Source organism: Quadrisphaera sp. RL12-1S (assembly GCF_014270065.1).
Taxonomy (GTDB): Bacteria; Actinomycetota; Actinomycetes; order Actinomycetales; family Quadrisphaeraceae; genus Quadrisphaera.
Map to the genome: position 1 here is coordinate 644,306 of NZ_JACNME010000001.1, position 26,017 is coordinate 670,322.

25 protein-coding genes and 3 tRNA genes are annotated in these 26,017 nt (G+C 75.1%); 12 read left to right on the forward strand and 16 right to left on the reverse strand.

Translation table 11 applies throughout. From position 1 onward, the window contains the following. Positions 1–2: 2 nt before the first annotated feature. On the reverse strand, positions 3–1,121 hold the full coding sequence (locus H7K62_RS03055) for a glycosyltransferase family 4 protein (protein ID WP_370591584.1): 1,119 nt from the start codon (positions 1,119–1,121) through the stop codon (positions 3–5). A gap of 179 nt (positions 1,122–1,300) precedes the next feature. Between H7K62_RS03055 and H7K62_RS03060 the strand changes: the two genes are divergently transcribed. Both H7K62_RS03060 and H7K62_RS03065 read left to right on the forward strand, forming a co-directional pair. After that, positions 1,301–1,585, forward strand: a complete 285-nt coding sequence (locus tag H7K62_RS03060; protein ID WP_186716150.1) for a DUF1490 family protein — start codon at positions 1,301–1,303, stop codon at positions 1,583–1,585. A gap of 10 nt (positions 1,586–1,595) precedes the next feature. Then, on the forward strand, positions 1,596–3,845 hold the full coding sequence (locus H7K62_RS03065) for a heavy metal translocating P-type ATPase (protein WP_186716151.1): 2,250 nt from the start codon (positions 1,596–1,598) through the stop codon (positions 3,843–3,845). On the opposite strand, the gene H7K62_RS03070 is transcribed toward H7K62_RS03065, so the two are convergent. Both H7K62_RS03070 and H7K62_RS03075 read right to left on the reverse strand, forming a co-directional pair. Next, on the reverse strand, positions 3,779–5,077 hold the full coding sequence (locus H7K62_RS03070; RefSeq protein WP_186716152.1) for a site-specific integrase: 1,299 nt from the start codon (positions 5,075–5,077) through the stop codon (positions 3,779–3,781). The genes H7K62_RS03065 and H7K62_RS03070 overlap by 67 nt on opposite strands. 92 nt (positions 5,078–5,169) lie before the next feature. Beyond that, the gene (locus tag H7K62_RS03075) at positions 5,170–5,565 is read right to left on the reverse strand and encodes a DUF6941 family protein (RefSeq protein ID WP_186716153.1); all 396 of its coding nucleotides are present in this window, start codon (positions 5,563–5,565) and stop codon (positions 5,170–5,172) included. A 146-nt stretch (positions 5,566–5,711) separates the two neighbouring features. Here H7K62_RS03075 and H7K62_RS03080 point away from each other — a divergent pair, with 146 nt between their 5' ends. After that, positions 5,712–6,269 (forward strand): hypothetical protein, encoded by a 558-nt coding sequence (locus H7K62_RS03080; RefSeq protein ID WP_186716154.1) that lies wholly within the window; start codon positions 5,712–5,714, stop codon positions 6,267–6,269. Positions 6,270–6,304: 35 nt separating this feature from the next. On the opposite strand, the gene H7K62_RS03085 is transcribed toward H7K62_RS03080, so the two are convergent. Beyond that, complete coding sequence (locus H7K62_RS03085) at positions 6,305–6,772, reverse strand: hypothetical protein (RefSeq protein WP_186716158.1); 468 nt, start codon at positions 6,770–6,772, stop codon at positions 6,305–6,307. A 98-nt stretch (positions 6,773–6,870) separates the two neighbouring features. Here H7K62_RS03085 and H7K62_RS03090 point away from each other — a divergent pair, with 98 nt between their 5' ends. Beyond that, positions 6,871–7,218 carry a DUF3140 domain-containing protein gene (locus H7K62_RS03090; protein WP_186716159.1) on the forward strand — a complete coding sequence of 116 codons (348 nt, stop codon included), beginning with the start codon at positions 6,871–6,873 and terminating at the stop codon, positions 7,216–7,218. Positions 7,219–7,225: 7 nt separating this feature from the next. Next, positions 7,226–8,305 (forward strand): DNA topoisomerase IB, encoded by a 1,080-nt coding sequence (locus H7K62_RS03095; RefSeq protein ID WP_186716160.1) that lies wholly within the window; start codon positions 7,226–7,228, stop codon positions 8,303–8,305. A gap of 116 nt (positions 8,306–8,421) precedes the next feature. On the opposite strand, the gene H7K62_RS03100 is transcribed toward H7K62_RS03095, so the two are convergent. The 4 genes from H7K62_RS03100 to H7K62_RS03115 form a co-directional block, all read right to left on the reverse strand. Beyond that, positions 8,422–8,766: a metallopeptidase family protein gene (locus H7K62_RS03100; RefSeq protein ID WP_186716563.1), complete on the reverse strand. Its 345-nt coding sequence runs from the start codon at positions 8,764–8,766 to the stop codon at positions 8,422–8,424. Between the two features lie 147 nt (positions 8,767–8,913). Beyond that, positions 8,914–9,546 (reverse strand): hypothetical protein, encoded by a 633-nt coding sequence (locus H7K62_RS03105; protein WP_186716161.1) that lies wholly within the window; start codon positions 9,544–9,546, stop codon positions 8,914–8,916. Then, positions 9,543–10,130 (reverse strand): RNA polymerase sigma factor, encoded by a 588-nt coding sequence (locus H7K62_RS03110; RefSeq protein ID WP_186716164.1) that lies wholly within the window; start codon positions 10,128–10,130, stop codon positions 9,543–9,545. The genes H7K62_RS03105 and H7K62_RS03110 overlap by 4 nt, the downstream gene beginning before the upstream one ends. Before the next feature lie 91 nt (positions 10,131–10,221). Further along, positions 10,222–12,537, reverse strand: coding sequence for a glycoside hydrolase family 3 C-terminal domain-containing protein (locus H7K62_RS03115; RefSeq protein WP_186716165.1), 2,316 nt, complete (start codon positions 12,535–12,537; stop codon positions 10,222–10,224). 75 nt (positions 12,538–12,612) lie between these two features. Between H7K62_RS03115 and H7K62_RS03120 the strand changes: the two genes are divergently transcribed. After that, on the forward strand, positions 12,613–13,239 hold the full coding sequence (locus tag H7K62_RS03120; RefSeq protein ID WP_370591585.1) for a TetR/AcrR family transcriptional regulator: 627 nt from the start codon (positions 12,613–12,615) through the stop codon (positions 13,237–13,239). Positions 13,240–13,311: 72 nt separating this feature from the next. Here H7K62_RS03120 and H7K62_RS03125 read toward each other — a convergent pair whose 3' ends face one another. Next, positions 13,312–14,172: an aldo/keto reductase gene (locus H7K62_RS03125; RefSeq protein WP_186716167.1), complete on the reverse strand. Its 861-nt coding sequence runs from the start codon at positions 14,170–14,172 to the stop codon at positions 13,312–13,314. A 154-nt stretch (positions 14,173–14,326) separates the two neighbouring features. Here H7K62_RS03125 and H7K62_RS03130 point away from each other — a divergent pair. The 5 genes from H7K62_RS03130 (at position 14,327) to H7K62_RS03150 (ending at position 17,853) form a co-directional block, all read left to right on the forward strand. Next, positions 14,327–14,399: transfer RNA gene (locus H7K62_RS03130), tRNA-Glu, on the forward strand. A 36-nt stretch (positions 14,400–14,435) separates the two neighbouring features. Beyond that, positions 14,436–14,512: transfer RNA gene (locus H7K62_RS03135), tRNA-Asp, on the forward strand. A gap of 35 nt (positions 14,513–14,547) precedes the next feature. Then, a tRNA-Phe gene (locus H7K62_RS03140) sits at positions 14,548–14,623 on the forward strand. A gap of 160 nt (positions 14,624–14,783) precedes the next feature. After that, entirely contained in the window at positions 14,784–15,407 is a 624-nt protein-coding gene (locus H7K62_RS03145) for a DedA family protein (protein WP_186716168.1), read from the forward strand. Between the two features lie 49 nt (positions 15,408–15,456). Next, positions 15,457–17,853, forward strand: a complete 2,397-nt coding sequence (locus H7K62_RS03150; protein WP_186716170.1) for an excinuclease ABC subunit UvrA — start codon at positions 15,457–15,459, stop codon at positions 17,851–17,853. 26 nt (positions 17,854–17,879) lie between these two features. Here H7K62_RS03150 and H7K62_RS03155 read toward each other — a convergent pair whose 3' ends face one another. Then, positions 17,880–18,092: a BldC family transcriptional regulator gene (locus H7K62_RS03155; protein WP_255479505.1), complete on the reverse strand. Its 213-nt coding sequence runs from the start codon at positions 18,090–18,092 to the stop codon at positions 17,880–17,882. A 549-nt stretch (positions 18,093–18,641) separates the two neighbouring features. Between H7K62_RS03155 and H7K62_RS03160 the strand changes: the two genes are divergently transcribed. Beyond that, positions 18,642–18,845, forward strand: coding sequence for a DUF3073 domain-containing protein (locus H7K62_RS03160; RefSeq protein ID WP_186716176.1), 204 nt, complete (start codon positions 18,642–18,644; stop codon positions 18,843–18,845). Between the two features lie 40 nt (positions 18,846–18,885). Here the strand turns inward: H7K62_RS03160 and purM are convergent, their stop codons facing one another. From purM to purL, 6 genes are all read right to left on the reverse strand, one after another. After that, positions 18,886–20,034 (reverse strand): phosphoribosylformylglycinamidine cyclo-ligase, encoded by a 1,149-nt coding sequence (gene purM, locus H7K62_RS03165; RefSeq protein WP_186716178.1) that lies wholly within the window; start codon positions 20,032–20,034, stop codon positions 18,886–18,888. A 78-nt stretch (positions 20,035–20,112) separates the two neighbouring features. Then, entirely contained in the window at positions 20,113–21,684 is a 1,572-nt protein-coding gene (gene purF, locus H7K62_RS03170; RefSeq protein ID WP_186716180.1) for an amidophosphoribosyltransferase, read from the reverse strand. Between the two features lie 26 nt (positions 21,685–21,710). Next, complete coding sequence (locus H7K62_RS03175; protein WP_186716182.1) at positions 21,711–22,127, reverse strand: hypothetical protein; 417 nt, start codon at positions 22,125–22,127, stop codon at positions 21,711–21,713. Continuing rightward, complete coding sequence (locus H7K62_RS03180; protein ID WP_186716184.1) at positions 22,124–22,501, reverse strand: sterol carrier family protein; 378 nt, start codon at positions 22,499–22,501, stop codon at positions 22,124–22,126. The genes H7K62_RS03175 and H7K62_RS03180 overlap by 4 nt, the downstream gene beginning before the upstream one ends. Before the next feature lie 116 nt (positions 22,502–22,617). After that, positions 22,618–23,550, reverse strand: coding sequence for a hypothetical protein (locus H7K62_RS03185; RefSeq protein ID WP_186716186.1), 933 nt, complete (start codon positions 23,548–23,550; stop codon positions 22,618–22,620). A 152-nt stretch (positions 23,551–23,702) separates the two neighbouring features. Further along, entirely contained in the window at positions 23,703–26,015 is a 2,313-nt protein-coding gene (gene purL / locus H7K62_RS03190) for a phosphoribosylformylglycinamidine synthase subunit PurL (protein ID WP_186716564.1), read from the reverse strand. Between the last annotated feature and the right edge of the window lie 2 nt (positions 26,016–26,017).

Below are 26,017 nucleotides of genomic sequence, written 5' to 3' on the forward strand. Positions count from 1 at the left end.
CCTCAGACGCTGACGGCGGCGGCGTCGCGGTAGTGCTCGAGCAGCTGCTCGCACAGGGCGCTCCACGTGCGCCCGCGGGTGCGCTCGCGGGCTGCCTCCCCCAGTGCGCGGCGCTTGGCGGCGTCGCCGGCGAGGTCGGCGACGTGAGCGCGCAGACCGGCGAGGTCTCCGGGCGCGTAGAGCCAGCCGGTCCGGCTGGGGTCCACGAGGTCGCGCAGGCCGCCCGCCGCGGGCGCCACCACGGGCACCCCGCTGGCCAGCGCCTCCTGCGCCGCCTGGCAGAACGTCTCGTGCTCCCCGGTGTGGACGAACACGTCGAGGCTGGCGACGGCGGCCGCGAGGCGCTCCCCCGACAGCTGGCCGAGGAACGCCGCCCCGGGCAGCTGGGCCTGCAGGCGTGGCCGGGAGGGTCCGTCCCCCACCACCACGAGCCGCGTGCCGGGGACCCCCGACAGGACGGCGAGGTCCTCCAGCCGCTTCTCCGGCGCGACGCGCCCCACGTAGCCCACCAGCACCTCGCCGTGCGGGGCCAGCTGCGCGCGCAGCGCCGGGTCGCGGCGGGCGGGGTCGAAGAGGTCGTCCACGCCGCGGGCCCACACGCGGGTGCGGGGGATGCCCCGCGACCGCAGCTGCTCGGCGACGGTGGCGGTGGGGGCCAGCGTCAGCTCGGCGCGGCGGTGGATGGCCTCCACGCGCCACCACGCGGCCTCCTGGGCGGTGTGCACCCTGGCCGTGAGGGGGTACCGGCTGGCGAATCCGGCCACGTCCGTCTGGAAGACCGCCACCACGGGCAGGCCGAGCCCGTTGGCGGCGCGGGCGGCGGTGCCTCCCAGGCCGAAGGGCGAGGCGAGGTGGACGACGTCGGGGGCGAAGGCCGCCAGCACCGCGCGCAGCCGCGTGGCCGACGGCAGCGGGACGCGCACCTCGGTGTAGCCGGGCAGCCCGAGCGAGGGGACGTCCACCACCATCGCGCCGTGCACGCTGCGCGGGGCTCCGGGGCTGGCGCAGACGACGAGGGCGGAGTGGCCCTCGCGCTCGAGGTGCTCCAGCACCCGCAGCACGGAGCGCACCACGCCGTTCATCGCCGGCAGGAACGAGTCGGTGACGATCGCGACCCTCACGCGGCCCACTGTCGGCGGCCTCGCCGTCCGGCGGGTCATCCGCGGGTGTCCAGCGGCCGACGCCCCGGTGACCATCGGGCGCGGCATGGGGGATCATGGACCCGGTGATCGCGCTTCCGTGAGAGCGGTTATCGTCCTTGCCCGTTGCTCCGTCGAGAGACCCCCACCAGGAGGCCCCCGTGGTCGCTGTCGTCGCTCCCCTCGGTCGGCTCCTGCTGACCGCCGCCGCTTCCGCCGGCATCGTCAAGGCCCTGTCCGACGGCCGCGGGGGCACGGCGCTGCGCCGCAGCGCGGTCGGCACGGCCAAGCTGGGCATCCGCGCCGGCCGCGCCGCGGAGGTGGGCGTGGAGAAGCTGCGCCTGGCCACCGGAGACGTGGTCGCCCAGGCCCACGCCGAGCTCGGTGAGGCCGCGCCCGTGCCGCGCACCCCCGCGGCGGGCCACGACCACGACCACGACCACTGAGCCGCCCGGCATGACCGGAGACCGGGTCGTCGACGTCCGGGTGGTCGCCGACGCCGGCGGTCGCGTCCGGCTGCAGGCGGACTGGCTGCGCGGCCAGGCGGCCCGCGCGGTGGCCGCCGAGGACGCCGTGGACGACCTCGACGGCGTGCACCTCGTGCGCGCCCACCCCGTCACCGGCGCCGTCGTCGTCCACTGCGACCGAGACCGGACCACCCTGCAGGCGCTGCGCGCCGCCGTCGCCTCGGCCGCCCGGGTCGACGCCGGGGCGGTCGCCTCGCGCACGCCGCGCTCCGCCGACGTCGGCAACGGCGAGGTCGCGCGGATCATCGTGGGCGGCGTGGCCCTGGCGCTGCTCGGCCTGCGCAGGTACGCCTTCGGCAGGCCGCCGCTGCTCGGTCCGGCCTCCCGGACCGTCGCCACCGGTGTGACGATCTTCTCCGGCTACCCGTTCCTGCGGGGCGCGCTGCGGTCCATCGGCTCCGGCAAGGGCCTCGGCACCGACGTCCTCGTCACCGCCGCCACCGTCGCGAGCCTCCTGCTGCGCGAGAACGTCGTCGCCCTGACCGTGCTGTGGCTGCTCAACATCGGCGAGTACCTGCAGGACCTCACGCTGCGGCGCACCCGTCGCGCCATCGCCGACCTGCTCACCGGCGCCCAGACCGAGGCGTGGGTGCAGCGCGAGGTGACCGAGACCGTCAGCACGGCCGGGGGCCCGCGGACGGTCCGCAGCACCGTCGAGGTGAAGGTGCCGCTGGAGGAGCTGCGCGTCGGCGACCTCGTCGTCGCCCACGACCAGTCGACCCTCGCCGTCGACGGCGAGGTCGTCGAGGGCGAGGCGGTGGTGGACCAGGCCGCCCTGACCGGCGAGAACCTCCCGGTGCAGCGCACCGTCGGAGACGCTGTGCTCGCCGGCAGCGTGGTGCTGCGGGGACGGCTCGTGGTCCGCGCCACGGCCACCGGCTCCGACACCGCCGTGGGCCGCATCATCGCCCGGGTCGAGGACGCCCAGGCCGACCGCGCGCCCGTGCAGACCGTCGGTGACGCGTTCAGCCGCCGCTTCGTGCCCGCGTCCTTCGCGCTGGCGCTCGGTGTGCTCGTGGTGACGCGGGACGTCCGCCGCGCCATGACCATGCTCCTCATCGCCTGCCCCTGCGCGGTCGGGCTGGCCACGCCGACGGCCATCAGCGCGGCCATCGGCAACGGCGCCCGCCGGGGCATCCTCATGAAGGGCGGCTCCCACCTGGAGGCCGCCGGCCGCGTCGACGCGTTCGTCTTCGACAAGACCGGCACCCTCACCGTGGGCCGCCCCGTGGTCACCAACGTCCTGTCCTTCCGCGAGGACTGGACCCCCGAGCAGGTGCTCGTCGAGGCCGCCAACTCCGAGGTGCACTCCAAGCACCCGCTGGCCCAGGCGGTCATCAGGGCGGGCGAGGAGCGCCACCTCGTCATCCCCACCCACGACGAGTGCGAGGCGATCCTCGGCCTGGGCATGCGGGTGATGGCGAGCGGGCGCGTGCTGCTGGTCGGCAGCCCCGGGCTCATGGACCGCGAGGGCGTCGAGGTGGACGCGCGCGCCCGCGACTGGGTGGACCGGCTGCAGGCGCAGGCGGAGACGCCGCTCCTGCTCGCCGTCGACGGCGTCCTCACCGGCCTGGTGAGCCTGCGCGACCAGGTGCGCCCCGAGGCCCGCGAGGTGCTCGACGCGCTGCGCGCCTCCGGTGTGCGGCGCATCGTCATGCTCACCGGCGACCACCCCGCCACCGCCGCCGCCGTGGCGGCGGAGCTGGGGATCACCGAGTTCCGCTCCCAGGTCATGCCCGAGGAGAAGCAGGACGTCGTGCGCGAGCTCCAGGCGGCCGGGCACGTCGTCGCCGTCGTCGGGGACGGCACCAACGACGCCCCCGCGCTGGCCCTGGCCGACCTCGGCATCGCCATGGGCCTGTCCGGCACCGACGTCGCGGTGGAGACCGCCGACGTCGCACTGGTCGGCGACGACCTGCGCCGGCTCCTGCACCTGCGCGACCTCGGCGACCGCACGCTGCGCCTCATCCGCCAGAACTACGGGGCCTCGATCGCCGTCAACGGCGTGGGACTGGCGCTCGGCGCGGCGGGTGCGCTGTCACCGGTGCTGGCGGCCGTGGCCCACAACGCCTCGTCGGTGTTCGTGGCGGTGAACTCGGCGCGCCTCGTGCGCTACCGGCTGGACGCCCCCGCGTCCGCGAAGCCGGACGCCGGGGTGAGGTCGGCCTCGACGTCCTGACCCTGCTGCTGGTCCTGCGCCGGCGCCTCGGCGTGGCGCTGGCGCGGGATGAGGGCGGCCGGGACCACCGCGGGCACCGCTCCGGTGGTGTGCACCCCTCCCGCGCGCAGGCGGGAGGTGCCGAGCAGGCGCGCCACCTCGGCGGGGTCCGTGCCGGCGTCCAGCAGGCGCTGGGCGCGGGTGGCGCGCAGCGCGTGGGACGTGACGTCGGGCAGGCCGGCGGCGTCGAAGAGAGCGCGCAGGCGCCGGGTGGTGGCGGCCGGGTCGGCGGCGGTGCCCCGGGAGGTGGGGAAGACCAGTGCGGCCTCGCCGACGTCGGCGCTGGGCCGCTGGCGGCGCGCCCGCAGCAGCGCCGCGAGGGAGTCGGTGACGGGGACGACGCGGACGTCGGAGGTGCGGCGCACCTCCGTGGAGCGGCCCGAGGCCCTGTCGAGGCGCGCGGCGACGCGCACGTGGGCCGCCCCCTCGGTGACGTCGACGTCGGCCCAGCGCAGCGCCAGGGCCTCCCCGAGGCGGGCGCCGGTCCCCAGGAGCACGGCCACCAGGTCGGCCAGCCCGTGGCGCACCGCGTCGGCGTCCGCCGCGGCCACCACCAGCAGGTGCGCGGCCTCCGCGACCGTCAGCACCGGTGCGGCGGCCGGCGCCGCGGTGACGGGCAGCTCCACCCCCTGCAGCGGGTCGGCGTCGAGCACGCCCTTGGCCAGCGCCACGTCCACGACGCCGCGCAGGCAGTTGCGCGCCGTGCGCGCCGCCGCCGGACCGGAGCGGTCCGCCACCTCGGCGAGCCAGCGCTCGGCCACGGAGGCGGACAGGTGCCGCACCTTGAGCATCCCCAGCCGCGGCACCAGGTGCGCCACCACGGAGCGGCGGTACAGGTCCCGGGTGCCCGGGCGGGCGCCGGTGGCGGCGAGCACGTCCAGCCACGTGGCGGCGGTGTCGGCGACCGTGGTGACGCGGTCGTCCGCGGCCGCCGCCGCGGCCGCCTCGGCGCGGGCGCGCCGGGCCAGGTTGTCGGCCAGCGCCGCCTCGGCGTCGCGCTGCGTCGCGCCGGTGGCGCGCACCTGGCGGGACTCGCCGTCCGCACCGCTGACGCGGCAGCGGGCGACCCACCGGCTGCGCCCCATGCCGTGCGCGCTCGCGGCGCGCACCCACCTCCCGGTGAGCGGGTCGAGGGTCTCGACGTGCGTGCTCACCTGGCCTGCGGCCCCTGTCGCCAGGGCGGGTCGTCCCACGTCGAGGACGCTAGACCGCGGGGTCGGGCGGCGTGGTGCTTTTCACCAGACGGGGTTGTGGGCGCGGGCCGCGCCCACCTCGCCGGACCGGCTCAGACCTCGACGACGACGCCGAACGGCAGCTCGGCCACCACCGCGTCGTTCACGGACAGCACCAGGGCGTGAGGGCCGGTGCTGCTCAGCGGCGCCACCACCGCCACCGCGAAGCACGCCGACACCGGACCTGACGCGTCCTGCTGCTCCAGCCCGGGGCTGACCTCCCAGGCCGAGATGGTGCCGACGTCCCCCTCCGGGGTGCGCGCGGACAGCTCCAGCCACGCGGCGGGCTCCCACCGCCCCATCCACAGCCGGCCGGCGGCCGCCAGCACCTGCTGGGCCGGCAGCCGCGGAACGGCGATGACGGTGCGGTGGGCGCCGACGGCCGTCAGCGTGCCGTCGGCGTCGACGCGCGCGTAGTCCGCCAGCAGGGCGTAGTCGAGCTCGGCCACGGGCCCATCCTGCCCGTCGGCGGGTCGTGCGGCCCGCAGGTGCCCGGTGGCGGCCGGTGGCGTCCGGGGGCGTCCGGGGGCGTCCGACCGGGCGAGACGATCTCCTCGCAGTGGCCGAGCGGCCCCCGCAGCGCCATCATCAGCGCGTGGACAACGACCGGCGCTCCTCCCTGCCCCTCGTGCTGTTCGCCGGCCTGGCCGGTGCCTCCGCGTGGCTGCTGCTGCGCTCCCGGCGGTCGTCAGGAGCGGGCCAGGGCGCCGAGCGCCCCACCACCCCGATCGGGCGCGTCGGCGAGCCGGGCCCCGAGTGGACGGTCGTGCAGACGGTGGCCATCGCCCGCCCCGCCGGCGAGGTCGCCACGCACCTGCACGACCACGGAGGCCTGCCCGGCCTGACCGGTGGCCTCCAGGGCGCCGTCCTGGACCGCTTCGAGTGGGACGTCGAGGGCACCGGCCACTTCGAGGCCGAGGTGCACAGCCTGCCCGGCGCCAACCACACCGAGGTGACGCTGAGGATCGCCCCGGAGAGCACCTCCGTGCGCAGCACCGCCGAGCACGCGGCGGCGCACCTGCCCCTCGTGGGCGGCCCCTCGCTGCGGTCGCAGGCCTCGCGCTCGCTGGCGCACCTGCAGCGCCTGCTGGAGTCCACCCAGCCGGGCAGCCCCGAGCGCGCCGCCGCGGTGGCCGAGCTCGCGCAGAGCTGACCGCCGTCGTCCTGCCGGGCCGGGCCCGGCGGGGCTCAGCCCCGGCGGGGTCCGCGCAGGAGCATCGCCACCAGCGCACCCAGGCCCGCGGCGACCACCAGCTCCTGGGGCATCCGCCGCGGGCTCTCGCGCTGGATGCGGGCGTGGAAGGCGTCGAGGCGGGCCGGGAACGGTGAGCGGCCGAAGAACAGCTCGCTGGGCTTGTCCAGGTCCGGGAACGCACCGCCCGCCATGCCGGCGAGGGCGGACAGCAGCACCGCGGGACGCTGGCGCCGGCTCGCGCGCGCCACGAGCGCGATGGCCGTCAGCCCCGCCAGGCCGTCGCAGACGGCGGTGACGAGGAACACCCAGCGGCGGTCGTCACCCCAGTGCGGCACCTGGTCGAGCACGAAGTGCGACACCACCCCCGTGGCGAAGGCCTGGACGGGCCGCTCCGCGAGCGGGCCTGCTCCGAGCACGGCTCCCGCCAGGACGTGGTTGGTGACCAGCACGAGGCACAGCATGCCGCGCTCCGCCCGCCCCGCGGACGCCCGCTGCGCCGAGCGGGGTGGGGCGGCCCCGCGGAGGTGCGGGACGGCGCCGCCCGGCAGACCATCGGCGGGTGACGAAGCGCGCCGAGGGGCTCGACGAGGTCTGGGACGACTGGAAGAGCGCCGTGACCATGACGGCGAAGGAGCTCGAGGAGTGGCTCGAGACCGACGAGTCCCAGGAGGTCGGGCAGAGGTCCGGGGGGTCCGGGGAGTCGACCGGGCACGCCTCGGGCCGGCGGATCGTGGAGCTGCTGCGCACGAAGAAGGACGACCTCACCGACGACGACGTCGCCCACATGCGCAAGGTGGTCGGCTACGTGGAGCGGCACCGGGCGCAGGGCGGTCCTGACGACGACGTCGAGCACAGCCGCTGGCGCTACTCCCTCATGAACTGGGGCCACGACCCCCTCGACGGGTGACCGGCGCATGAGCGTCGCCGTCGCCGTCGAGGTGGAGGAGCTGGAGCTCCTCACCGTCTCGCCGCAGGCCCCCGGCTGGACCCGGCGCCGCACCGGGAGCGGCTTCACCTACCTGGACGGCGCCGGGCGGCGCCTGTCCGCGGCGGACGGGGACCGCTGCCGGGCGCTCGTCATCCCGCCGGCGTGGAAGGACGTGTGGATCTGCCCGCAGCCGCAGGGCCACATCCAGGCGGTCGGCACCGACGAGGCCGGCCGGCGCCAGTACCTCTACCACCCGCAGTGGCGCCTCCAGCGCGACCGCGCCAAGTTCGAGCGGGTGCTGCAGGTGGCGGAGCGGCTGCCCGCGGCGCGCTCGCGGGCGGCGGCGGACCTGGCGCGCTCCGGGATGCCGCGCGAGCGGGCGCTGGGCTGCGCCTTCCGGCTGCTGGACCTGGGCTTCTTCCGCATCGGCGGCGAGGGGTACGTGGAGAGCGGGCAGTCCTACGGCCTGGCCACCATCGAGAAGCAGCACGTGCGCCTGGCCGACGGGGCCGTGGTGTTCGACTACACCGCCAAGCACGGCAAGCGGCGGCTGCTGCGGCTGGTGGACGCCTCGGTGCACGAGGCGGTCGGGGTGATGAAGCGGCGCCGCGGCGGCGGGGACGACCTGCTGGCGTGGAAGGACGCCGCCGGCTGGCACGACGTCACCAGCGGCGACATCAACGAGTACGTCAAGGCCGCGTTCGGGGGCGAGGACGTCTCCGCGAAGGACTTCCGCACCTGGCACGCCACCGTGCTGGCAGCGGTGGCCCTAGCGGTCTCGACGCACGCGGCGGAGTCGCCGACGGCGCGGCAGCGGGCCGTGGCCCGGGCTGTGCGGGAGGTGTCGCAGTACCTCGGCAACACCCCGGCCGTGGCGCGGGCCTCCTACGTCGACCCGCGGGTGGTGGACCTCTTCGAGGACGGCACCACGATCGAGCCGGCGCTGGCCGACCTCGGTGAGGGCGCGGCCTTCGGAGAGCCCGGCACGCACGGTGCGGTGGAGCGGGCCGTGCTCGACCTGCTGCGCCACCCGGGCCAGGCCGCGAGCCGCGCGAAGCGGCGCTGACCCCGTCCTTCCTGGCTGGCACGGGGTGGCCCTGGGCCACTCCTGCTGGACCGGGGCCACCCCGTGCCAACCAGGGAGTGGAGCGGATCCACCCAGTGGGCCGGTGAGCGGTGCCGTCACGCCCAGCCGAGCTCGTGGAGGCGCTCGTCGCTGATGCCGAAGTGGTGCCCGACCTCGTGGACCACGGTGACGGCGACCTCCTCCACCACCTCCTCGCGCGTCTCGCACGCGCGCAGCGTCGGCCCGCGGAAGACGAGGATCCGGTCCGGCAGCGCGCCGGCGTCCCAGCCGGAGTCGCGCTCGGTGAGGGGGATGCCCTCGTAGAGGCCGAGGATCTCGTCCTCGCCCTCGGGCGGCTCGTCCTCGACGAGCACCACGACGTTGCTCATCATCCGCGTGAGCTCCTCCGGCAGGGCGTCGAGGCCGTCGGCGACGGCGTCCTCGAACTCCTCCTCGCTCATCTCCACGGGCACCGGCCCACCCTCGCACGGGTGCTGGGACCGGTGCCGCCAGAGCACTCACACCGTCCCGCCGAGCATGCAGAAGTCATCGGGAACGCTCCTGGAGGCGCTTCCAGGCGAGTTCTGCATGCTGGGCGGGACGCGGGATCAGCCGAAAGCGCGGTCGTACTCCGCCTGCAGCGCCGGGTCCGCAGGCCCCGACGCCCCGCACACCGCGACGCGACCAGCTCCGGCGGCCACCAGGTACTCCCCACCGACCTCGAAGCCGAAGCCCCCGACCAGCGCGGCCGACGTCCCGTCCTGCTGCGGCGCGTCGACCACCACCCGCTCGCCCGGCTCCCCCCGGTAGACGCGCTCCACGTCGAGCACGACGCGGGTCCCGTCCACCGAGGCCACGCGTCCTGCGAAGGCGGTGTCCACCTGCGTGAGGCTGACCGCGACCCCCGGGCACGAGGCGGTGGCCGGGTCGAAGGGCTCGGCGGTCAGCGTGGTCGTCACCGGCTCGGGTTCCAGCGACCCCACCACGGGCACGGCGACGGCGGCCACCGCGGCGGCTGCCGCCGCGACCGCCAGCGCCACCACCCACGGACGACGACGGCGAGCGCCGGCGTCCGCAGCCCGCCCGCCTCCCTCGGCGGCTCCAGCGGTCACGTCGGGGGTGGGGCGGGTGGTGCTCACGGCGGCCTCCAGCAGGTCGGCGACCCGGGCCGGGTCGGCGGGTGGGAGGCCGGCCGCGGGGTCGGCGCCGCGCAGCGCTGCGCGCAGCTCGTCGTCGTTCACCGTGCCTCGCCTCCTGCCCCCACCTGTCCGGCACCGGCGCCGTCCTTTCGCAGCCGGTCCAGCTCGGCGGCCAGCTCCTTCTTCGCGCGGTGCAGCCGGATGCTCACGGCGTTGGGCGTCACCCCGAGCACCACGGCGATCTGCGCGGGCGCCAGCTCCTCCCACGCCCACAGCCGCAGCACCTCCGCCGACGCCGGCCTGCTGCCCGCGAGCGACGCCAGTGCGGCCCGCACCGGGCCGGGGTCGGGGCGCGCGTCGTCGTCCCCGGTCCAGACCGCCGTGACGTCGCGCGGTGGGTCGACGACGGCGACGCGCGCCGCGAGCAGCCGCTGCCGCCGGGCGGAGCGCTCGGCGTTGGCCAGGCAGCCGCGCGCCACGCCGTAGGTCCACGGCAGCGCCTCGGGCGGCGCGGGGACGTCGTCCAGGCGTCGCCAGAGCACGAGGAGCACGTCGGACAGGACGTCGTCGGCCAGCGCCGCGCCGGCGCGGCGGGTGAGGTAGCGCCGCACCGGCTCGAGCACGTCAGCCGCGAGCGCCTCGAAGCGGGCGCGCCGCTGGGCGTCGTCGCCTTCGTCGCCGACCATGGACCCCACCCTGGTCCATGTCCAGCACCCAGGCGGTCCTTTCACCGCCGCCGGTGCGCACGACGCCCATGATCACGCTCGGGAAGGGGGGTCAGGCGTTCGCGCGGGTGGCGATCTCGGCCAGCTCGTCCTCGGTGGCGGGAAAGCCGGGGAAGCGCGCCATCCGGACCAGCGGGATCGCGCGGAACATCTCGCCGTGCGTCGGGTCGTCGACCATGCCGGCGAAACCGCCACCGGAGCGCTCCAACACCGCCCGCAGCGCCGGCCCCGCCACGGGGTGGCCGAGCCAGGTGGAGATCTCGTCGTCGACGGCCACCGGCAGGGTGAGGTCCTCGCCGTCCACCTGCACGGTCTCGCGCAGCCTCACGTCGCGCGAGGACGCTCCCACCCGCACCTCGAACGCACCGCCCTCCACCACCCAGCGCCGCTGCACCGGGCTCCAGTACGACAGCGCCCGGGCGTCCAGCTCGAACGCCACCGTCCGCGACTGCCCCGGCTCCAGCTCGACGCGCGCGAAGGCCTTCAGCTCGGAGTCCGGGCGGGCCACCGACGCCTCCGGGTCGGCCACGTAGGCCTGCACCACCTCGGCGGCGGCGTGGCGGCCGGTGTTGGTCACCGTCAGCGTGACGCTCAGCCCGGCGTCCGCGCCGGAGCCCGTGACCTCCACCGACAGGTCTGCGTGCTCGAACGTCGTGTAGGTCAGCCCGTGCCCGAAGGGGAAGGACACGGGTGCCTCGCGCGTGTCGTACCAGCGGTAGCCGATGAAGACGCCCTCGCCGTACCGGACCACGCCACCCTCCCCGGGGAAGCCGGTGAACGCCGGGGTGTCCTCCAGGCGCAGCGGGAGCGTCTCGGCGAGCTTCCCGCTCGGGCTGACGACGCCCAGCAGCAGGTCGGCGACCGCAGAGCCACCCGCCTGCCCCAGCAGCCAGCCCTCGAGCAGCGCCGGCACGCGGTCGGCCCACGGGTGCAGCCTCACCGCGGAGCCGTTGGAGAGCACGACGACGACGCTCTCGTTCACCGCGAGCACGGCGTCCAGCAGCGCGAGCTGCTCGGCGGGCAGGTCGAGGTGGGTCCTGTCGAAGCCCTCCGACTCGTAGGAGCCGGGCAGCCCCAGGAACACCAGGACGACGTCGGCCGCGCGCGCAGCGGCCACGGCCTCCTCGGTGAGGTCTGCCGCGGAGAGGCCGGCGACGGGCGAGCCCTCCAGCGGGTACCCGGCAGCGAAGCGCACGTCGGTGCCGGCCAGGCCCGCGCGCAGGGCGGTGAGCGCGTCGTCGAGCTGCGTGGGCACCACCTGGGAGCTGCCGGCGCCCTGGTAGCGCGGCGTGCGGGCCATCTCCCCGACGACGGCGACGACACCGGGGCCCGTCAGGTCCAGCGGCAGCAGCGGCTTCCCGCCGCGGGCGGAGACGGGGTCGTTCCTCAGGAGCACGGCGCTGCGCTGCGCGGCCTCGCGGGCGAGGGCGTGGTGCGCTGCGGCGTCGTAGGCTCGGGGTTCGGCGAGGCCCGGCTGCGCCTTGGCCACGAGCTCCAGCACGCGGCGCGCGGCGCGGTCGACGTCCTCCTCGGACAGGCGGCCCTCGCGCACGGCGGCGAGCACCTTCGCGGTGGACGCCCCGGACGACGACGGCATCTCCAGGTCCAGCCCGGCGGCCACGCCGGTGGGGCGGTCGTCGACGGCACCCCAGTCGGAGACCACCAGCCCCTCGAACCCCCACTCCTCGCGCAGCACCTGCGTCAGCAGCCACGGGTCCTGGCTGGCGTAGACGCCGTTGACGCGGTTGTAGGAGCACATGACCGTCCACGGCTGGGCGGTGCGGACCACGCGCTCGAAGGCGGTGAGGTAGACCTCGCGGAGGGTCCGCTCGTCCACCTCGGCGGAGACGCTCATGCGGTGCGTCTCCTGGTTGTTGGCGGCGAAGTGCTTCAGCGAGGTGCCCACGCCCTGGGACTGCACGCCGCGCACGAGGGCGGCGGCGAGGTCTCCGGCGAGCACCGGGTCTTCGGAGAAGTACTCGAAGTTGCGACCGCACAGCGGGGTGCGCTTCATGTTGACCCCGGGGCCGAGCAGGACGGCGACGCCCTCGGCGCGGCACTCCTCGCCCAGGGCGGTGCCCACGCGGTGAAGGAGGTCGACGTCCCAGGACGACGCCAGCCCGGCGGCCGGGGGGAAGCAGGTGGCGGGCACGGACCCGCCCAGGCCGAGGTGGTCGCCGTCGGCCGGCTGCTTGCGCAGCCCGTGCGGACCGTCGGTGACCATGACGGCGGGCACCCCACGTCCGGACAGGCCCTGGGTGTGCCAGAAGTCGGAACCGTCGAGCAGGGACGCTCGCTCCTCGAGGGTGAGGGAGGCGAGGACGGTCTCGACGTCGAGGGCGGCCGAACCAGCGTCGGTGGTGGTCATGCGCGGAGCCTACGACAAAGCCGACCGCTTGGTAAGCATGTGGGCCGTGGAGATCGACCTGTCACCATGGCGGGCGTGACCAGCACGCCCACCACCGGCCAGGAGCCGCTGCGCGGCTACGCCAAGGGCCGCCTGAGGCGCGAGGAGATCCTCGACACCGCGCGGGCGCTCTTCGGCGAGGTCGGCTACCGCTCGGCCTCGCTGCGGGAGATCGCCGCCCGCTGCGGCATCTCCCACCCGGGCCTGCTGCACCACTTCCCCACCAAGGAGGCGCTGCTGGAGGCGGTGCTCGTGCGGCGCGACGCCGTCTCGGAGGAGCGCTTCGGCGTCATCCGGGCGCGCGGGACCGCCGCCCTGCGGGCGCTCGTGGAGATCGTCGCCGCGAACGCGGCCGAGCCCGGCGAGGTCGAGCTCTACTGCGTGCTCTCGGCGGAGTCCACCGCTCCGGACCACCCGGCCCACCGGTACTTCGCCGACCGCTACACCGCCACCCGCGCCAACCTGGAGCGGTCCCTGCGCGAGGCCGCCGAGGACGGCGACCTGCGCCCCGGCGTCGACCCCGCGGTGCACGCGCCCGTCGTCGTCGCCGTGATGGACGGCCTGCAGGTGCAGTGGCTGCTGGACCGGGACGGCCCGACCCCCACGGACATGCCCGCCGCCCTGAGGGCACACCTCGACACCCTGCTCACGCACCCCCTCTGACGCCCCCCACCGCGATCATGGGCGCCAGCCACCACGGGAGGTGGCGGACGCCCATGACCACGGACGGGGTGGTCAGGCCGCGGAGAGGCGGTTGACCTCGTCCGCGGTGAGCACCAGCTCGGAGGCCTCGGCCGAGGCGCGCGCCGTCTCCGGACGGCTGGAGCCCGGGATCGGGATGACGACGTCACCGAGGGACAGCTCCCACGAGAGGGCCACTTGCTGCGGGCTCACCCCGCGCTCGTCGGCGACCTCCTTGAACGCCGCGTGGGAGCCGCCCAGCTCCGACGCGCTGGAGATGCCGCCCAGCGGGCTCCACGGCAGGAAGGCGACACCCAGCTCGTTGCACAGCTGCAGCTCCGGCAGGGAGGAGCGGAAGGCCGGGGAGAACTGGTTCTGGACGCTCACCAGGCGCCCGCCGAGCACCTCGTTGGCCTCGCGGATCTGGGCCGGGTCGGCGTTGGAGATGCCGGCCATCTGGATGACGCCCTCGTCCAGCAGCTCCACGAGCGCGCCCACCGAGTCCGCGTACGGCACCGACGGGTCGGGGCGGTGGAACTGGTACAGGCCGATCGCCTCCACGCCGAGCCGCTTCGCCGAGGCCTTCGCGGCCTCCTTGAGGTGCTCGGGCCGGCCGTCCTGGGTCCAGGAGCCGTCACCGGGGCGCAGGTGCCCGCCCTTGGTGGCCACGAGCACGCCGCTCGCGTCACCGCCCCAGGAGCGCAGCGCCTCGGCGATGAGCTCCTCGTTGTGACCCACCTCGTTGCCGTGCAGGTGGTAGGCGTCGGCGGTGTCGATGAACGTCACGCCCGCCTCGAGGGAGGCGTGGATGGTGGCGATCGACCGCTCGCGGTCCGGGCGCCCCTCGATGGACATGGGCATGCCGCCGAGGCCGATCTCCGAGACGGTGCGGTCGCCGATCGCGCGGGTCTTCACAGGTGCAGTCCTCCTGGTCGAGCGGGTGGTGCTGGGCGCGCCGAGGCGGCGCGCTCACCCGAGTGCCGTACCCACTCCAGACACCCGCTATGCTCATCCACGTCCTCGACGGTCAACGTCCGCGTGAGACCTAGGACGCTCGACTCGAGGGCTCGCCCTCATCGTCTAGTGGCCTAGGACACCGCCCTTTCACGGCGGCAGCACGGGTTCGAATCCCGTTGGGGGTACAGCACGTCCTGAGTCACCGAGGTGCGAGCCTCGATGGCCCCGTAGCGCAGTTGGTTAGCGCGCCGCCCTGTCACGGCGGAGGTCGCGGGTTCAAGTCCCGTCGGGGTCGCCAGCAAGACCCGAGCAGGTACCAGAGATGGCCTGCCCGGCCAGGTAGCTCAGTTGGTAGAGCGTCCGACTGAAAATCGGAAGGTCAGCGGTTCGACCCCGCTCCTGGCCACCAGCACCCCGAGGCCCTGACCCGCGCGGACCCCGCCGGTCAGGGCCTTCGTCGTCCGCGGTGCGCTCCGGCGGGCGGCGCCGGGTGATCGGTGCGAGCGTGTCTGGCGCCGGCAGCCCGGGAGCGACCCGTCCGGCGCCGACGAGAGGACGTGCGACACGACGTGGGAAACCTGCTCGACCCCCAGCAGCTGCTGGGCTCCTTCGGGGCGGTGGGCCTGTTCGTGGTCCTCTTCGCCGAGACGGGCCTGCTCGTCGGCTTCTTCCTGCCCGGTGACTCGCTGCTGTTCAGCGCCGGCATCCTCGCCGCGACGCCGGCCACCAGCGCCGCGCACCTGCCGCTGACGTCGGCGCTGGTCGCCGCAGCCGCCGGAGCCCTGCTGGGGGCCCAGACGGGCTACCTCATCGGGCGCCGGGCGGGGCCGCCGCTGCTGCACCGCCCCGACCGGCCGCGGGTGCGCGCCGCCGCGCTGCGCGCGCAGGGGGTGCTGGACCGCTACGGGCACCGCAAGGCGATCGTGCTGGCCCGCTTCATCCCGGTGGTCCGCACGCTCATGAACCCGCTGGCGGGCGCGGTGCACGTGCCGGCAGGGCTCTTCTCCCTCTGGCAGGTGGTGGGCGGGCTGGTGTGGTCGGTCGGGGTGATCCTGGTCGGCTACCTGCTGGGCACGCGCATCCCCGGCATCGAGCAGTACGTGCTGCCGATCATCGCCGTCGTCGTGGTGGTCTCCCTGGTGCCCGTGGGGCTGGAGCTGCTGAAGGCCCGCAGGCGCCCGTCCGAGCGGTAGGCGCGCGCGGGGCCGCCCCGCTGTCGGCGGGCGGCTGCAGGATGACGCCATGAGTGCGACGCCGCCTCCTCGCGCGGACTGCCACGACCGCATCCGCGTGGTGGGTGCGCGGGAGAACAACCTGCGCGACGTCACCGTCGAGCTGCCGAAGCGCCGCCTGACGGTGTTCACGGGCGTCTCGGGGTCCGGCAAGAGCTCGCTGGTGTTCGCGACCATCGCCGCGGAGAGCCAGCGGCTCCTCAACGAGACCTACCCGGCGTTCCTGCAGGGCTTCATGCCCAGCCAGGCCCGCCCCGACGTCGACGTCCTCGAGGGCCTGACCACGGCGATCGTCGTCGACCAGGAGCGCCTGGGCACCAACCCGCGCTCCACCCTCGGCACCGCCACGGACGTCAACGCGCTGCTGCGCATCCTCTTCAGCCGGCTCGGGCGGCCGCACATCGGCTCCCCGCTCGCCTTCTCCTTCAACACCGCCACGGCGAGCATGAAGGGCGCCGTCACCGTGGAGAAGGCCGACGGCAGGAGCGTCGAGCGCAAGAGCTTCACCGTGGTCGGCGGCATGTGCGTGCGCTGCGAGGGCCGGGGCACCGTCAGCGGCTTCGACCTCGCCGCGCTCTTCGACGACTCCAAGAGCATCGACGAGGGCGCCCTCACCATCCCCGGCTACTCGATGGACGGGTGGTACGGCCGCATCTTCCGCGGCGTCGGGCTGTTCCCCACCGACACGCCCGTCCGGGACTTCACCCCCGAGCAGCTGCACGCGCTGCTGCACTCCGAGCCCACGAAGGTCAGGGTCGAGGGCGTCAACCTCACCTTCACCGGGCTCATCCCCTCCATCCAGAAGTCGTTCCTGTCCAAGGACGTCGAGGGCATGCAGCCGCACGTGCGGGCCTTCGTGGACCGCGCGGTGACGTTCACGCCGTGCCCCGACTGCGGCGGCACCCGGCTCAACGACCTGGCGCGCTCCTCGAAGATCGCCGGGCTGTCCATCGCCGACGTCTGCGCGCTGCAGGTCAGCGACGTGGCCACCTGGGTGCGCGAGCTCCGGGAGGACCCCTCCTCGCGGACCGTCGCCCCGCTGCTGGAGGGCCTGCAGGGCGTCCTGGACGCGTTCACGCGCATCGGGCTGGGCTACCTCGGCCTGGACAGGTCCTCCGGCACCCTGTCGGGCGGCGAGGCCCAGCGCGTCAAGCTGGTGCGGCACCTGGGGTCGGCGCTCACCGACGTCACGTACGTCTTCGACGAGCCCACCGTGGGGCTGCACCCCCACGACGTCGGGCGCATGAACGAGCTGCTGCTGCAGCTGCGCGACAAGGGCAACACCGTGCTCGTGGTGGAGCACAAGCCGGAGGTCATCGCGGTGGCCGACCACGTGGTCGACATCGGGCCGGGCGCCGGCGAGGCCGGCGGGCGGGTGGTCTTCGAGGGCACGGTCGAGCAGCTGCGGGCCAGCGGCACCCTCACGGGCCGCCACCTCGACGACCGCACCCGCCTCAGGACGACGACGAGGACGCCCACCGGGGCGATCGAGGTCCGCGGCGCCAGCACCCACAACCTGCAGGGCGTGGACGTCGACGTGCCGCTCGGGGTGCTGTGCGTGGTGACGGGCGTGGCCGGGTCCGGCAAGAGCTCGCTCGTGCGCGGGTCCCTGTCCCCGCGCGAGGGCGTGGTCACGGTCGACCAGGGCGCGATCCGTGGTTCGCGGCGCTCCAACCCCGCCACGTACACCGGGCTGCTGGAGCCGGTGCGCAAGGCGTTCGCCAAGGCCAACGGCGTGAAGCCGGCGCTGTTCAGCCCCAACTCCGAGGGGGCCTGCCCGGCGTGCAGCGGAGCGGGCGTGCTCTTCACCGACCTCCCCACCTCGGGCACCGTGTCGACGCCGTGCGAGGCGTGCGAGGGTCGCCGCTTCCAGGCCGAGGTGCTGGAGATGACGCTCGGCGGCGCGCGCGCCGGCGGCGGCCGAGACATCGGCGAGGTGCTGGCGATGCCGGTCTCCGACGCGCTGGCCTTCTTCTCCACGGGTGCCTCACGGGTGCCGGCGGCGGCCGCGGTGCTGACCCGGCTGGTGGACGTGGGCCTGGGGTACCTGGCGCTCGGGCAGCCGCTGACCACGCTGTCGGGCGGAGAGCGCCAGCGGCTGAAGCTGGCCGTGCACCTGGGCGAGACGGGCAGCACCTACGTGCTGGACGAGCCGACCACGGGGCTGCACCTGGCCGACGTCGCCCAGCTGCTGGCCCTGCTCGACCGCCTGGTGGACTCCGGCCGCTCGGTGGTGGTCATCGAGCACCACCAGGCGGTGCTGGCCCACGCCGACTGGATCATCGACCTGGGCCCCGGCGCCGGTCACGAGGGCGGCCGGGTGGTCTTCGAGGGGACGCCCGCGCAGCTGGTGGCCGCCCGGTCCACGCTGACCGGGCAGCACCTCGCTGACTACGTGGGCGCCTGAGGGCGCTCGTGGGCGCCTGAGCGCGCTCAGGCGGTGGCGTCGTCCCCGGAGGTCCGGGGGGACGGCAGGGACGCCTCGGCGGGGGCCACCTGCTCCAGCAGCGCCATGACCTCGGCGGAGCGGTAGCGGCGGTGCCCGCCGAGGGTGCGGATCGAGGTGAGCTTGCCGGCCTTGGCCCAGCGCGTCACGGTCTTGGGGTCCACCCGGAAGAGGGCGGCGACCTCGGACGGCGTGAGCAGCGCCTGCGCTGCGGCGGGTGCCGTCGTCGTGGCGGGCGCGGTGGTCGCGGCGGCGTCGGTGGCGAGACCCTCGGGGGAAGAGGTCTGGATCGTCGTCATGGCGTCTCCTGTCGCCGGCCGGCACCGCTGCAGGGGGTGCACCGCGGACGGCGTAGGAGGATCGTCCGACATGTCCGACCCGTACCGCCATAGCCCGTTAGGACCATCGCGCGGTGGGCCGAGGGCTACCGCGGGGTGACGGGGACGGGTCCCACCCGGACCACTCCCGCCTGGTCCCCCGAACCCCCCAGGACTGCTCGCAGCGGGCGTGCAGGGACTGTTCGGGCAGGTCGGGACAGGTCCGGCAGTGGCCGGGCAGTGGCCGGGCGGACGGCGGAGGGGCTCCGGAAGGCGACCGCGATGCGCCGTCCGGGCGTCGGACGAGCCGCGCTGGCCCCGTCCGATGCGGTCTGCGCGCTCTGAACCTGTATCGTGGCCACATCGAGAGCCGGTAGCTCCGGGGCCGCCCCATGGGCCTGCCCCGGCACGACGCATAAGGGGGTCGACGCCATGGGGCGCGGCCGTCAGAAGGCCAAGCAGACGAAGGTCGCTCGGGAGCTGAAGTACTCCAGCCCGAACACCGACCTCTCCGCTCTGCAGCGAGAGCTCGGGGGCACTGCCCCGCCCGTGTGGGCGAACCGCGAGCCCTCGTCCGACAAGGACGAGGGTGACGAGTACGACCCGTACGACGACTGGGCTCCGCGCTCGCGCTGAGCCCGGTCTGGGTCCTCACGGACCCGACCCGACCACCCGCTCACGCGGAGTGGTCACCCACCAGGCGCGCACCGCCACCGTCCACGCCCTTCGAGCCGCGGACGGTGGCGGTCGCGTCTTCATCGGTGTCCGACACCGCCCCCGCGACCCACGCCCGCACGCCTCGGGAGCCCAGCTCCCGCACCGCGGCGTCCGCTGCGTCGGGGGCCACCAGCGCCAGCATGCCCACGCCCTGGTTCCAGGTGATCTCCGCGTCCTCGCGGCTCACGCGGCCGAGGTCGGCCAGCACCCGGAAGACCGGGGGCAGCGCCCACGTCGACCTGTCGACCTCGGCGTCGAGGTGGGGGGGCAGCACGCGCGCCAGGTTGGCGGCCAGGCCGCCGCCGGTGACGTGCGAGAACGCGTGCAGGCTGTCCCCCAGCGCGTCGGCCAGCCCCAGGCACGGCCGGGTGTAGAGGGCGGTCGGCTCGAGCAGCTCCTCGCCGACGGTGCGCCCCAGGTCCTCGACGTGGCGCTCGTAGCCCCAGCCGGCGTCGGCCAGCAGGCGGCGGACGAGGGAGTAGCCGTTGGAGTGCAGGCCCGAGCTGGCCATGGCCACCACCACGTCGCCCGAGCGGACGCGGTCCGGGCCGAGCAGCGCGTCGGCGTCCACCACGCCGGTCGCGGCACCGGCCACGTCGTACTCGTCGGGGCCCAGCAGACCGGGGTGCTCCGCGGTCTCACCGCCGACGAGCGCGGCGCCGACCTCCTCGCACGCCCTCGCGATGCCACCGACCACGGCGGCGATCCGCTCGGGCACCACGCGGCCGCAGGCGATGTAGTCGGTCATGAACAGCGGGCGGGCACCGCAGACCACGAGGTCGTCCACGACCATCGCCACCAGGTCCTGCCCGACGGTCCCGTGCAGGTCCAGGGCCTGGGCGACCGCCACCTTGGTCCCCACGCCGTCGGTGCTGGTGGCCAGGAGCGGCCGCCGGTGGCCGAGCAGCGCGCTGGCGTCGAACAGGCCGGCGAAACCGCCCGCGCCGCCGAGCACCTGCGGCCCGTGGGTGCGGGCCACCGCCTCCTTCATGAGGACGACGGCGCGGTCACCGGCCTCGACGTCGACGCCGGCGGCGGCGTACGCGCCCGGCGCGGGGGACGGGGCCGCCGTCGTCGTCGTGGTGGCGGACGGGGTGGAGGTGCTCATGGCGGGGTCAGGCTCCAGGACGGGCTCGTGGGTCTGCGGTGCGGACGGCGGCGGCGGACCTGTCGGTGAGCTGTCGGCTCACTGCTGGGCGGCGTGCTCCGGGCGTCCGAGGTCGCCGCGGTCGATGGCGACGCCGAGGGGCACGCCCTCCCCCGGAGCGGCGGGCTCGCCCTGCGCGGGCTCGGTGCCGGCGCCCCTGGCGACCGGACGCCCCTCGTCGGGCACGCCGGCGGGGTAGCTGCCGGTGAAGCAGGCGGTGCAGAGGCGCTCGCGCGGCTGGCCGCTCGCCGCGACCATCCCGTCGAGGGAGATGTGCCCGAGGCTGTCAGCGCCCAGGCTGTGCCGGACCTCCTCCACCCCGAGGCCGGAGGCGATGAGCTCGGCGCGGGTGGCGAAGTCGATGCCGTAGAAGCACGGCCACTGCACGGGCGGGGAGGAGATGCGCACGTGCACCTCGGCGGCCCCCGCCTCGCGGAGCATCCGGACGAGGGCGCGCTGGGTGTTGCCGCGGACGATCGAGTCGTCGATGACCACGAGGCGCTTGCCGGCGATGACGTCGCGCAGCGGGTTGAGCTTGAGGCGGATGCCCAGCTGCCGGATCGTCTGGTTGGGCTGGATGAACGTGCGCCCGACGTAGGCGTTCTTCACCAGGCCCTGGCCGTAGGGGATGCCCGAGGCCTGCGCGTACCCGATGGCCGCGGGCGTGCCCGACTCCGGGGTGGGGATGACGAGGTCGGCCTCGACGGGGTGCTCGGCGGCCAGGCGCCGGCCCATCTCCACGCGCGCCTCGTGCACGCCGCGCCCGGCGATGGAGGTGTCGGGGCGGGCGAGGTAGACGTACTCGAAGACGCAGCCGCGGGGCGTGGCCTCGGCGAAGCGGGAGAACCGCAGGCCGTCGGCGTCGACGGCCACCAGCTCGCCCGGCTCCACCTCGCGGACGAAGGAGGCGCCCACGATGTCGAGGGCGGCGGTCTCGCTGGCCACCACCCACCCGCGCTCCAGCCGTCCCAGCACCAGGGGGCGCACCCCGTGCGGGTCACGGGCGGCGTACAGCGTGGTCTCGTCCATGAAGACGAGCGAGAAGGCTCCCTTGAGCTGCGGCAGCACCTCCAGGGCGGTCGCCTCGAGGGTGCGGTCGGGGTCTCCGGCCAGCAGCGCCGTCACGAGCGCGGTGTCCGTGGTGTTGCCGCGGGCGACCTCGCCGGCCTCCGGCTCGCCCCGGGCCTCGGCGCGCTCGGCCACCAGGCGGCGCAGCTGGGAGGTGTTGGTGAGGTTGCCGTTGTGGGCCAGCGCCACGGTGCCGGCGGCGGTGGCGCCGAGGGTGGGCTGCGCGTTCTCCCACCGGCTGGCGCCGGTGGTGGAGTACCGCGTGTGGCCGATCGCCACCGAGCCCTTCAGCGCCTCCAGCGACGCCTCGTCGAAGACCTGGGAGACGAGGCCCATGTCCTTGTAGACGAGGATCTGCTCGCCACTGCTGGTGGCGATGCCGGCGCTCTCCTGGCCGCGGTGCTGCAGCGCGTAGAGGCCGAAGTAGGTGAGCCGCGCGACGTCTTCTCCCGGGGCCCAGACGCCGAAGACGCCGCAGGCGTCCTGCGGCCCCTTCTCGCCGGGGAGGACGTCGTGGCTGAGTCGACCGTCGGGGCGAGCCACGCGACCATGCTCCCACAGAGCGGGCGCTACTCGGACCGGCGGGAAGCACCGTCCTGCTGACGGCCCTGCTGACGGCCCTGCTCGCGGACCTCCTGGCGCTTCTGCTGGCGCTCCAGCACAGCTCCGGCGACCACCGCCGCGACCCCGCCGACCAGCGCTCCGACGAAGCCGAAGGCCACCACCAGGTACCCCAGCGTGGAGGCGTAGCCGTACTGGGTGGCGGGCTCGCTGAACGTCAGGCCCAGCGCCACCACCGCGCCCACGGCGACACCACCGCCGATGAAGACGCCGTACCGGGGCGAGCGGTTGATGAGCACGCGGCGCGGCGGCTCAGGGCGGTGCAGCTGGTCGGGGTGCCCCTCGGGGTGCTGCTCGGAGTGCTGGCCAGAGTGCTGGCCGGAGCGCTGGTCCGGGCCGCCGGACCGCTCGTCGGGGGTGCTCACGCGGCACCCGCCGGCGCCAGGGGGAGGAGGTCCGACAGGTCGGCCCGCGAGCCGCTGGCCCGCACCCGGCCGGCGCCGACCGCCTCGGCCCAGCGCAGGTCGCCGGTGGCCAGCGAGAGCCAGGTGGCGGCGTCGGTCTCGACCACGTTGGGGGGCGTCCCGCGGGTGTGGCGCGGGCCCTCGACGCACTGCACCACGCCGAACGGGGCCACGCGCACCTCGACGCTGTGGCCGGGGGCGCGCTCGGCGAGGTCCTCGAGCGTGGAGCGGACGGCGGTGGCCGTCGTCGTCCTGTCGGCGGCTGCGGGGTCGGACCGCCAGCGGTCCAGCGCCTCGCGGCCGGCCGCGGGGTCGGTGCGTCGGCGGGCTGGCACGCCCCCACTGTCTCACCGCCCGCTCGTCCCCTCACCCCGTCCCACCGTGATCATGGGCGTCGTGCGCACACCCCACCGTGATCATGGGCGTTGTGCACACGACCCCCCGCACGCGATCACCACGCACGCCGGCGGATGCGCGGAGCGAGCCCGAGCAGCTCACCGATCTCGGCCTCCAGCCGCATCGACGGCCCGAGCACGGCGCCCTTGCGGGCGGAGAGGAACCGCCAGCCGAAGTCCTGCTCGAGGCGCAGCCGCCGGAGCTCGTCGGCCGACTCCTGCTCGGGACCGTGGAACTCCTCACCGTCGTACTCGACGCCCTTCCTGACCTGGGGCCAGCCCATGTCCAGCCGGTCGGCGCCCGGACGGGGCTCGGGCACCCAGATCTGCGGCTCCGGCCGCGGGAACCCCGCGTCGACCACGCGCAGGCGCAGCCACGACTCCCCGTAGGACTCGGTGTCGGGCTCGATGTGGACGATGAGGTACCGCGCCTGGCCCACGCCGCGGTCACCGCGGAACTCCTCGATCCGCAGCAGCAGCACCTCGCGGTCGACCAGCCCCTGCCGCGCCATCCGGTCCAGCACCGCCAGCGCCATCGGCGGGGACAGGTAGCGCGCGCAGTCCAGAGCGGTGCGCTCCGGCGTGGTGACCAAGACGCCGCCGACGTCCATCACGTCACCGTCCGGCAGCGGAGCCTCGAAGATCGAGACCCCTCGCCAGCGCGGCGTGCGGTTCGCGGCCGGCACGAGTCCCTGGACGCCGAGCGGGCTGTCGTCGCGTCCGGGGCCACGCGGGTCGACGCCGTGGATCATCGCTGCCAGACCGCGGCACGCGACGACGTGCGGCGGCAGCACGAGGGCCGCCGCACGGGCCACGGCGAGCGGGTCACCCAGCCGGACGGCTGGCACGTAGGCACCCCGCACCACCTCGACCACGTCGCCGGTCGCGACGGCGGCGGCGAGCCACCGGCGGTCGAGCCCGAGGTCCTTCAGGTCGCGGAGGGCGAAGGCGGGCAGGACGTCGACGTCGGGACGCAGGCGCGGTGGCACCCCCGCAGCGTGGCCCGGATGTGGATCACCCCGCTGGCGCCATCCACAGGAACAGGCGTTCGATGCTGGCGCACCCAACGGCCGTGGTGCGCACAACGCCCATGATCACGGCGGGGTGTGCGCACAACGCCCATGATCACGGACGGGAGGGGTCAGGAGCCGAAGACCTCGGGGAGGGTCCGCGTGTGCACGGCGCGCAGCTCAGGCAGCGGCACCGAGAACAGCGGCGCGTCCGCGGCGACGTCGAGCACCGCCTCCTCGCCGTCGGCCTCCACGCCGTCGGTCACGCCGATGCGCAGGTGGGCGATCCCGCGGGCGGTGCACATGTCGGTGAAGCGCACCTCCTCCTCGCGGGGGACGGCGACGACGACGCGGCCTGCCGACTCGCTGAACAGCGCGGTGGCGGCGTCGACGCCGTCGCGCTCGCACAGCTCTCCCAGCCAGACCCGGGCGCCGACGCCGCGGCGCAGGCAGCCCTCGACCAGCGCCTGGGACAGCCCGCCCTCGGACAGGTCGTGCGCGGCGTCGACGAGGCCGTCGCGGGAGGAGTTGACCAGCACGGACGCGAGCACCTTCTCGTGCTCGAGGTCCACGGTCGGCGGGGTGCCGCCCAGGTGTCCGTGCACCTCCCACGCCCACTCCGACCCGGAGAGCTCCTCGCGGGTGGTGCCCAGCAGGTAGATCTGCTGGCCGGCCTCGGCCCAGCCGGACGGCGTCCGGCGGGCGACGTCGTCGAGGACGCCGAGGACGCCGACGACCGGCGTCGGGTGGATCGGCTCGCTCCCGGTCTGGTTGTAGAAGCTGACGTTGCCGCCGGTCACCGGCACGCCGAGCTCCGCGCAGGCGTCCGCGAGGCCGGTGACGGCCTCGGAGAACTGCCACATCACGCCCGGGTCCTCCGGGGAGCCGAAGTTGAGGCAGTCGGTCACGGCCAGCGGCACCGCGCCCGCGGTGGCGACGTTGCGGTAGGACTCCGCGAGCGCGAGCTGCGCACCGACCCGCGGGTCGAGGTGGGCGAAGCGGCCGTTGGCGTCCAGGGAGACGGCCACGCCGAGCCCGCTCTCCTCGTCGACGCGCACCACGCCGGCGTCGTCCGGCATGGCCAGGGCGGTGTTGCCGAGCACGTACCGGTCGTACTGGTCGGTGATCCAGGCGCGGCTGCAGAGGTTGGCGGAGCCGGCCAGCTGCAGGACCTGCCCGCGCAGCTCCTCGCCGGTGGTGGGGCGCTCCAGCGCCTCGGCCGGGTCGGCGGCGAGCACGTCCATGTCGGCGGGCCGGGCCCACGGGCGCACGTAGACGGGGCCCTCGTGGGCGACCGTGCGCGGCGGGACGTCGACGACGGTCTCGCCGTTCCAGGTGATCTGCAGGCGCCCGGTGCCGGTCACCTCGCCGATCACGGTGGCCTCGACCTCCCACTTGGAGGTGATGGCCAGGAAGGCGTCGAGGTGGTGCGGCTCGACCACGGCCATCATCCGCTCCTGCGACTCGCTCATGAGCACCTCCTCCGGGCGCAGCGAGGAGTCGCGCAGCGGCACCGCGTCGAGGCGGACGGCCATGCCGCCGTCGCCCGCGGAGGCGAGCTCGGAGGTGGCGCACGAGAGACCGGCCCCGCCGAGGTCCTGGATGCCGGCCACCACGCCGGCGTGGAACAGCTCGAGGCAGCACTCGATGAGCAGCTTCTCGGCGAACGGGTCGCCCACCTGCACGGCGGGGCGCTTGGCGGGGCCGCCGTCGCCGGGGGTGCCGTCGAACGTCTCCGAGGCCAGCACCGAGACGCCGCCGATGCCGTCACCTCCGGTGCGGGAGCCGAAGAGCACCACGAGGTTGCCCTCGCCGGTGGCGTTGGCCAGGTGGATGTCCTCGTGGCGCATGGTGCCCACGCACAGCGCGTTGACCAGCGGGTTGCCCTGGTAGACCGGGTCGAAGATGACCTCGCCGCCGACGTTGGGCAGGCCCAGGCAGTTGCCGTACCCGCCCACCCCGGCGACGACGCCGGGCACCACGCGGGCGGTGTCGGGGTGGTCGAGGGCGCCGAAGCGCAGCGAGTCCATGACGGCCACTGGGCGCGCGCCCATGGCGAGGATGTCGCGGACGATGCCGCCGACGCCCGTGGCGGCGCCCTGGTGGGGCTCGACGTAGCTGGGGTGGTTGTGGCTCTCGACCTTGAACGTCACCGCCCAGCCGTCGCCGATGTCCACGACGCCGGCGTTCTCCCCGATGCCCACGAGCAGCTTCTCGCGCATCGCGTCGGTGGTCTTGACGCCGAACTGGCGCAGGTGCGTCTTGGAGGACTTGTAGGAGCAGTGCTCGCTCCACATGACCGAGTACATCGCCAGCTCGCACGCGGTGGGACGGCGCCCGAGGATCGTGCAGATCCGCTCGAACTCGTCGTCCTTGAGCCCGAGCTCGCCGTAGGGCAGCTCGTGGTCGGGCGTCGCTGCGGCGTGGTCCACGGTGTCGAGCAGGC

Coding starts and splice junctions, on each gene's coding strand:
- H7K62_RS03065 (WP_186716151.1), top strand. CDS start 1,596: ATGACCGGAGACCGGGTCGTCGACGTCCGGGTGGTCGCCGACGCCGGC.
- H7K62_RS03085 (WP_186716158.1), bottom strand. CDS start 6,772: ATGCTGTGCCTCGTGCTGGTCACCAACCACGTCCTGGCGGGAGCCGTG.
- H7K62_RS03095 (WP_186716160.1), top strand. CDS start 7,226: ATGAGCGTCGCCGTCGCCGTCGAGGTGGAGGAGCTGGAGCTCCTCACC.
- H7K62_RS03100 (WP_186716563.1), bottom strand. CDS start 8,766: ATGAGCGAGGAGGAGTTCGAGGACGCCGTCGCCGACGGCCTCGACGCC.
- H7K62_RS03110 (WP_186716164.1), bottom strand. CDS start 10,130: ATGGTCGGCGACGAAGGCGACGACGCCCAGCGGCGCGCCCGCTTCGAG.
- H7K62_RS03115 (WP_186716165.1), bottom strand. CDS start 12,537: ATGACCACCACCGACGCTGGTTCGGCCGCCCTCGACGTCGAGACCGTC.
- H7K62_RS03150 (WP_186716170.1), top strand. CDS start 15,457: ATGAGTGCGACGCCGCCTCCTCGCGCGGACTGCCACGACCGCATCCGC.
- H7K62_RS03160 (WP_186716176.1), top strand. CDS start 18,642: ATGGGGCGCGGCCGTCAGAAGGCCAAGCAGACGAAGGTCGCTCGGGAG.
- purM (WP_186716178.1), bottom strand. CDS start 20,034: ATGAGCACCTCCACCCCGTCCGCCACCACGACGACGACGGCGGCCCCG.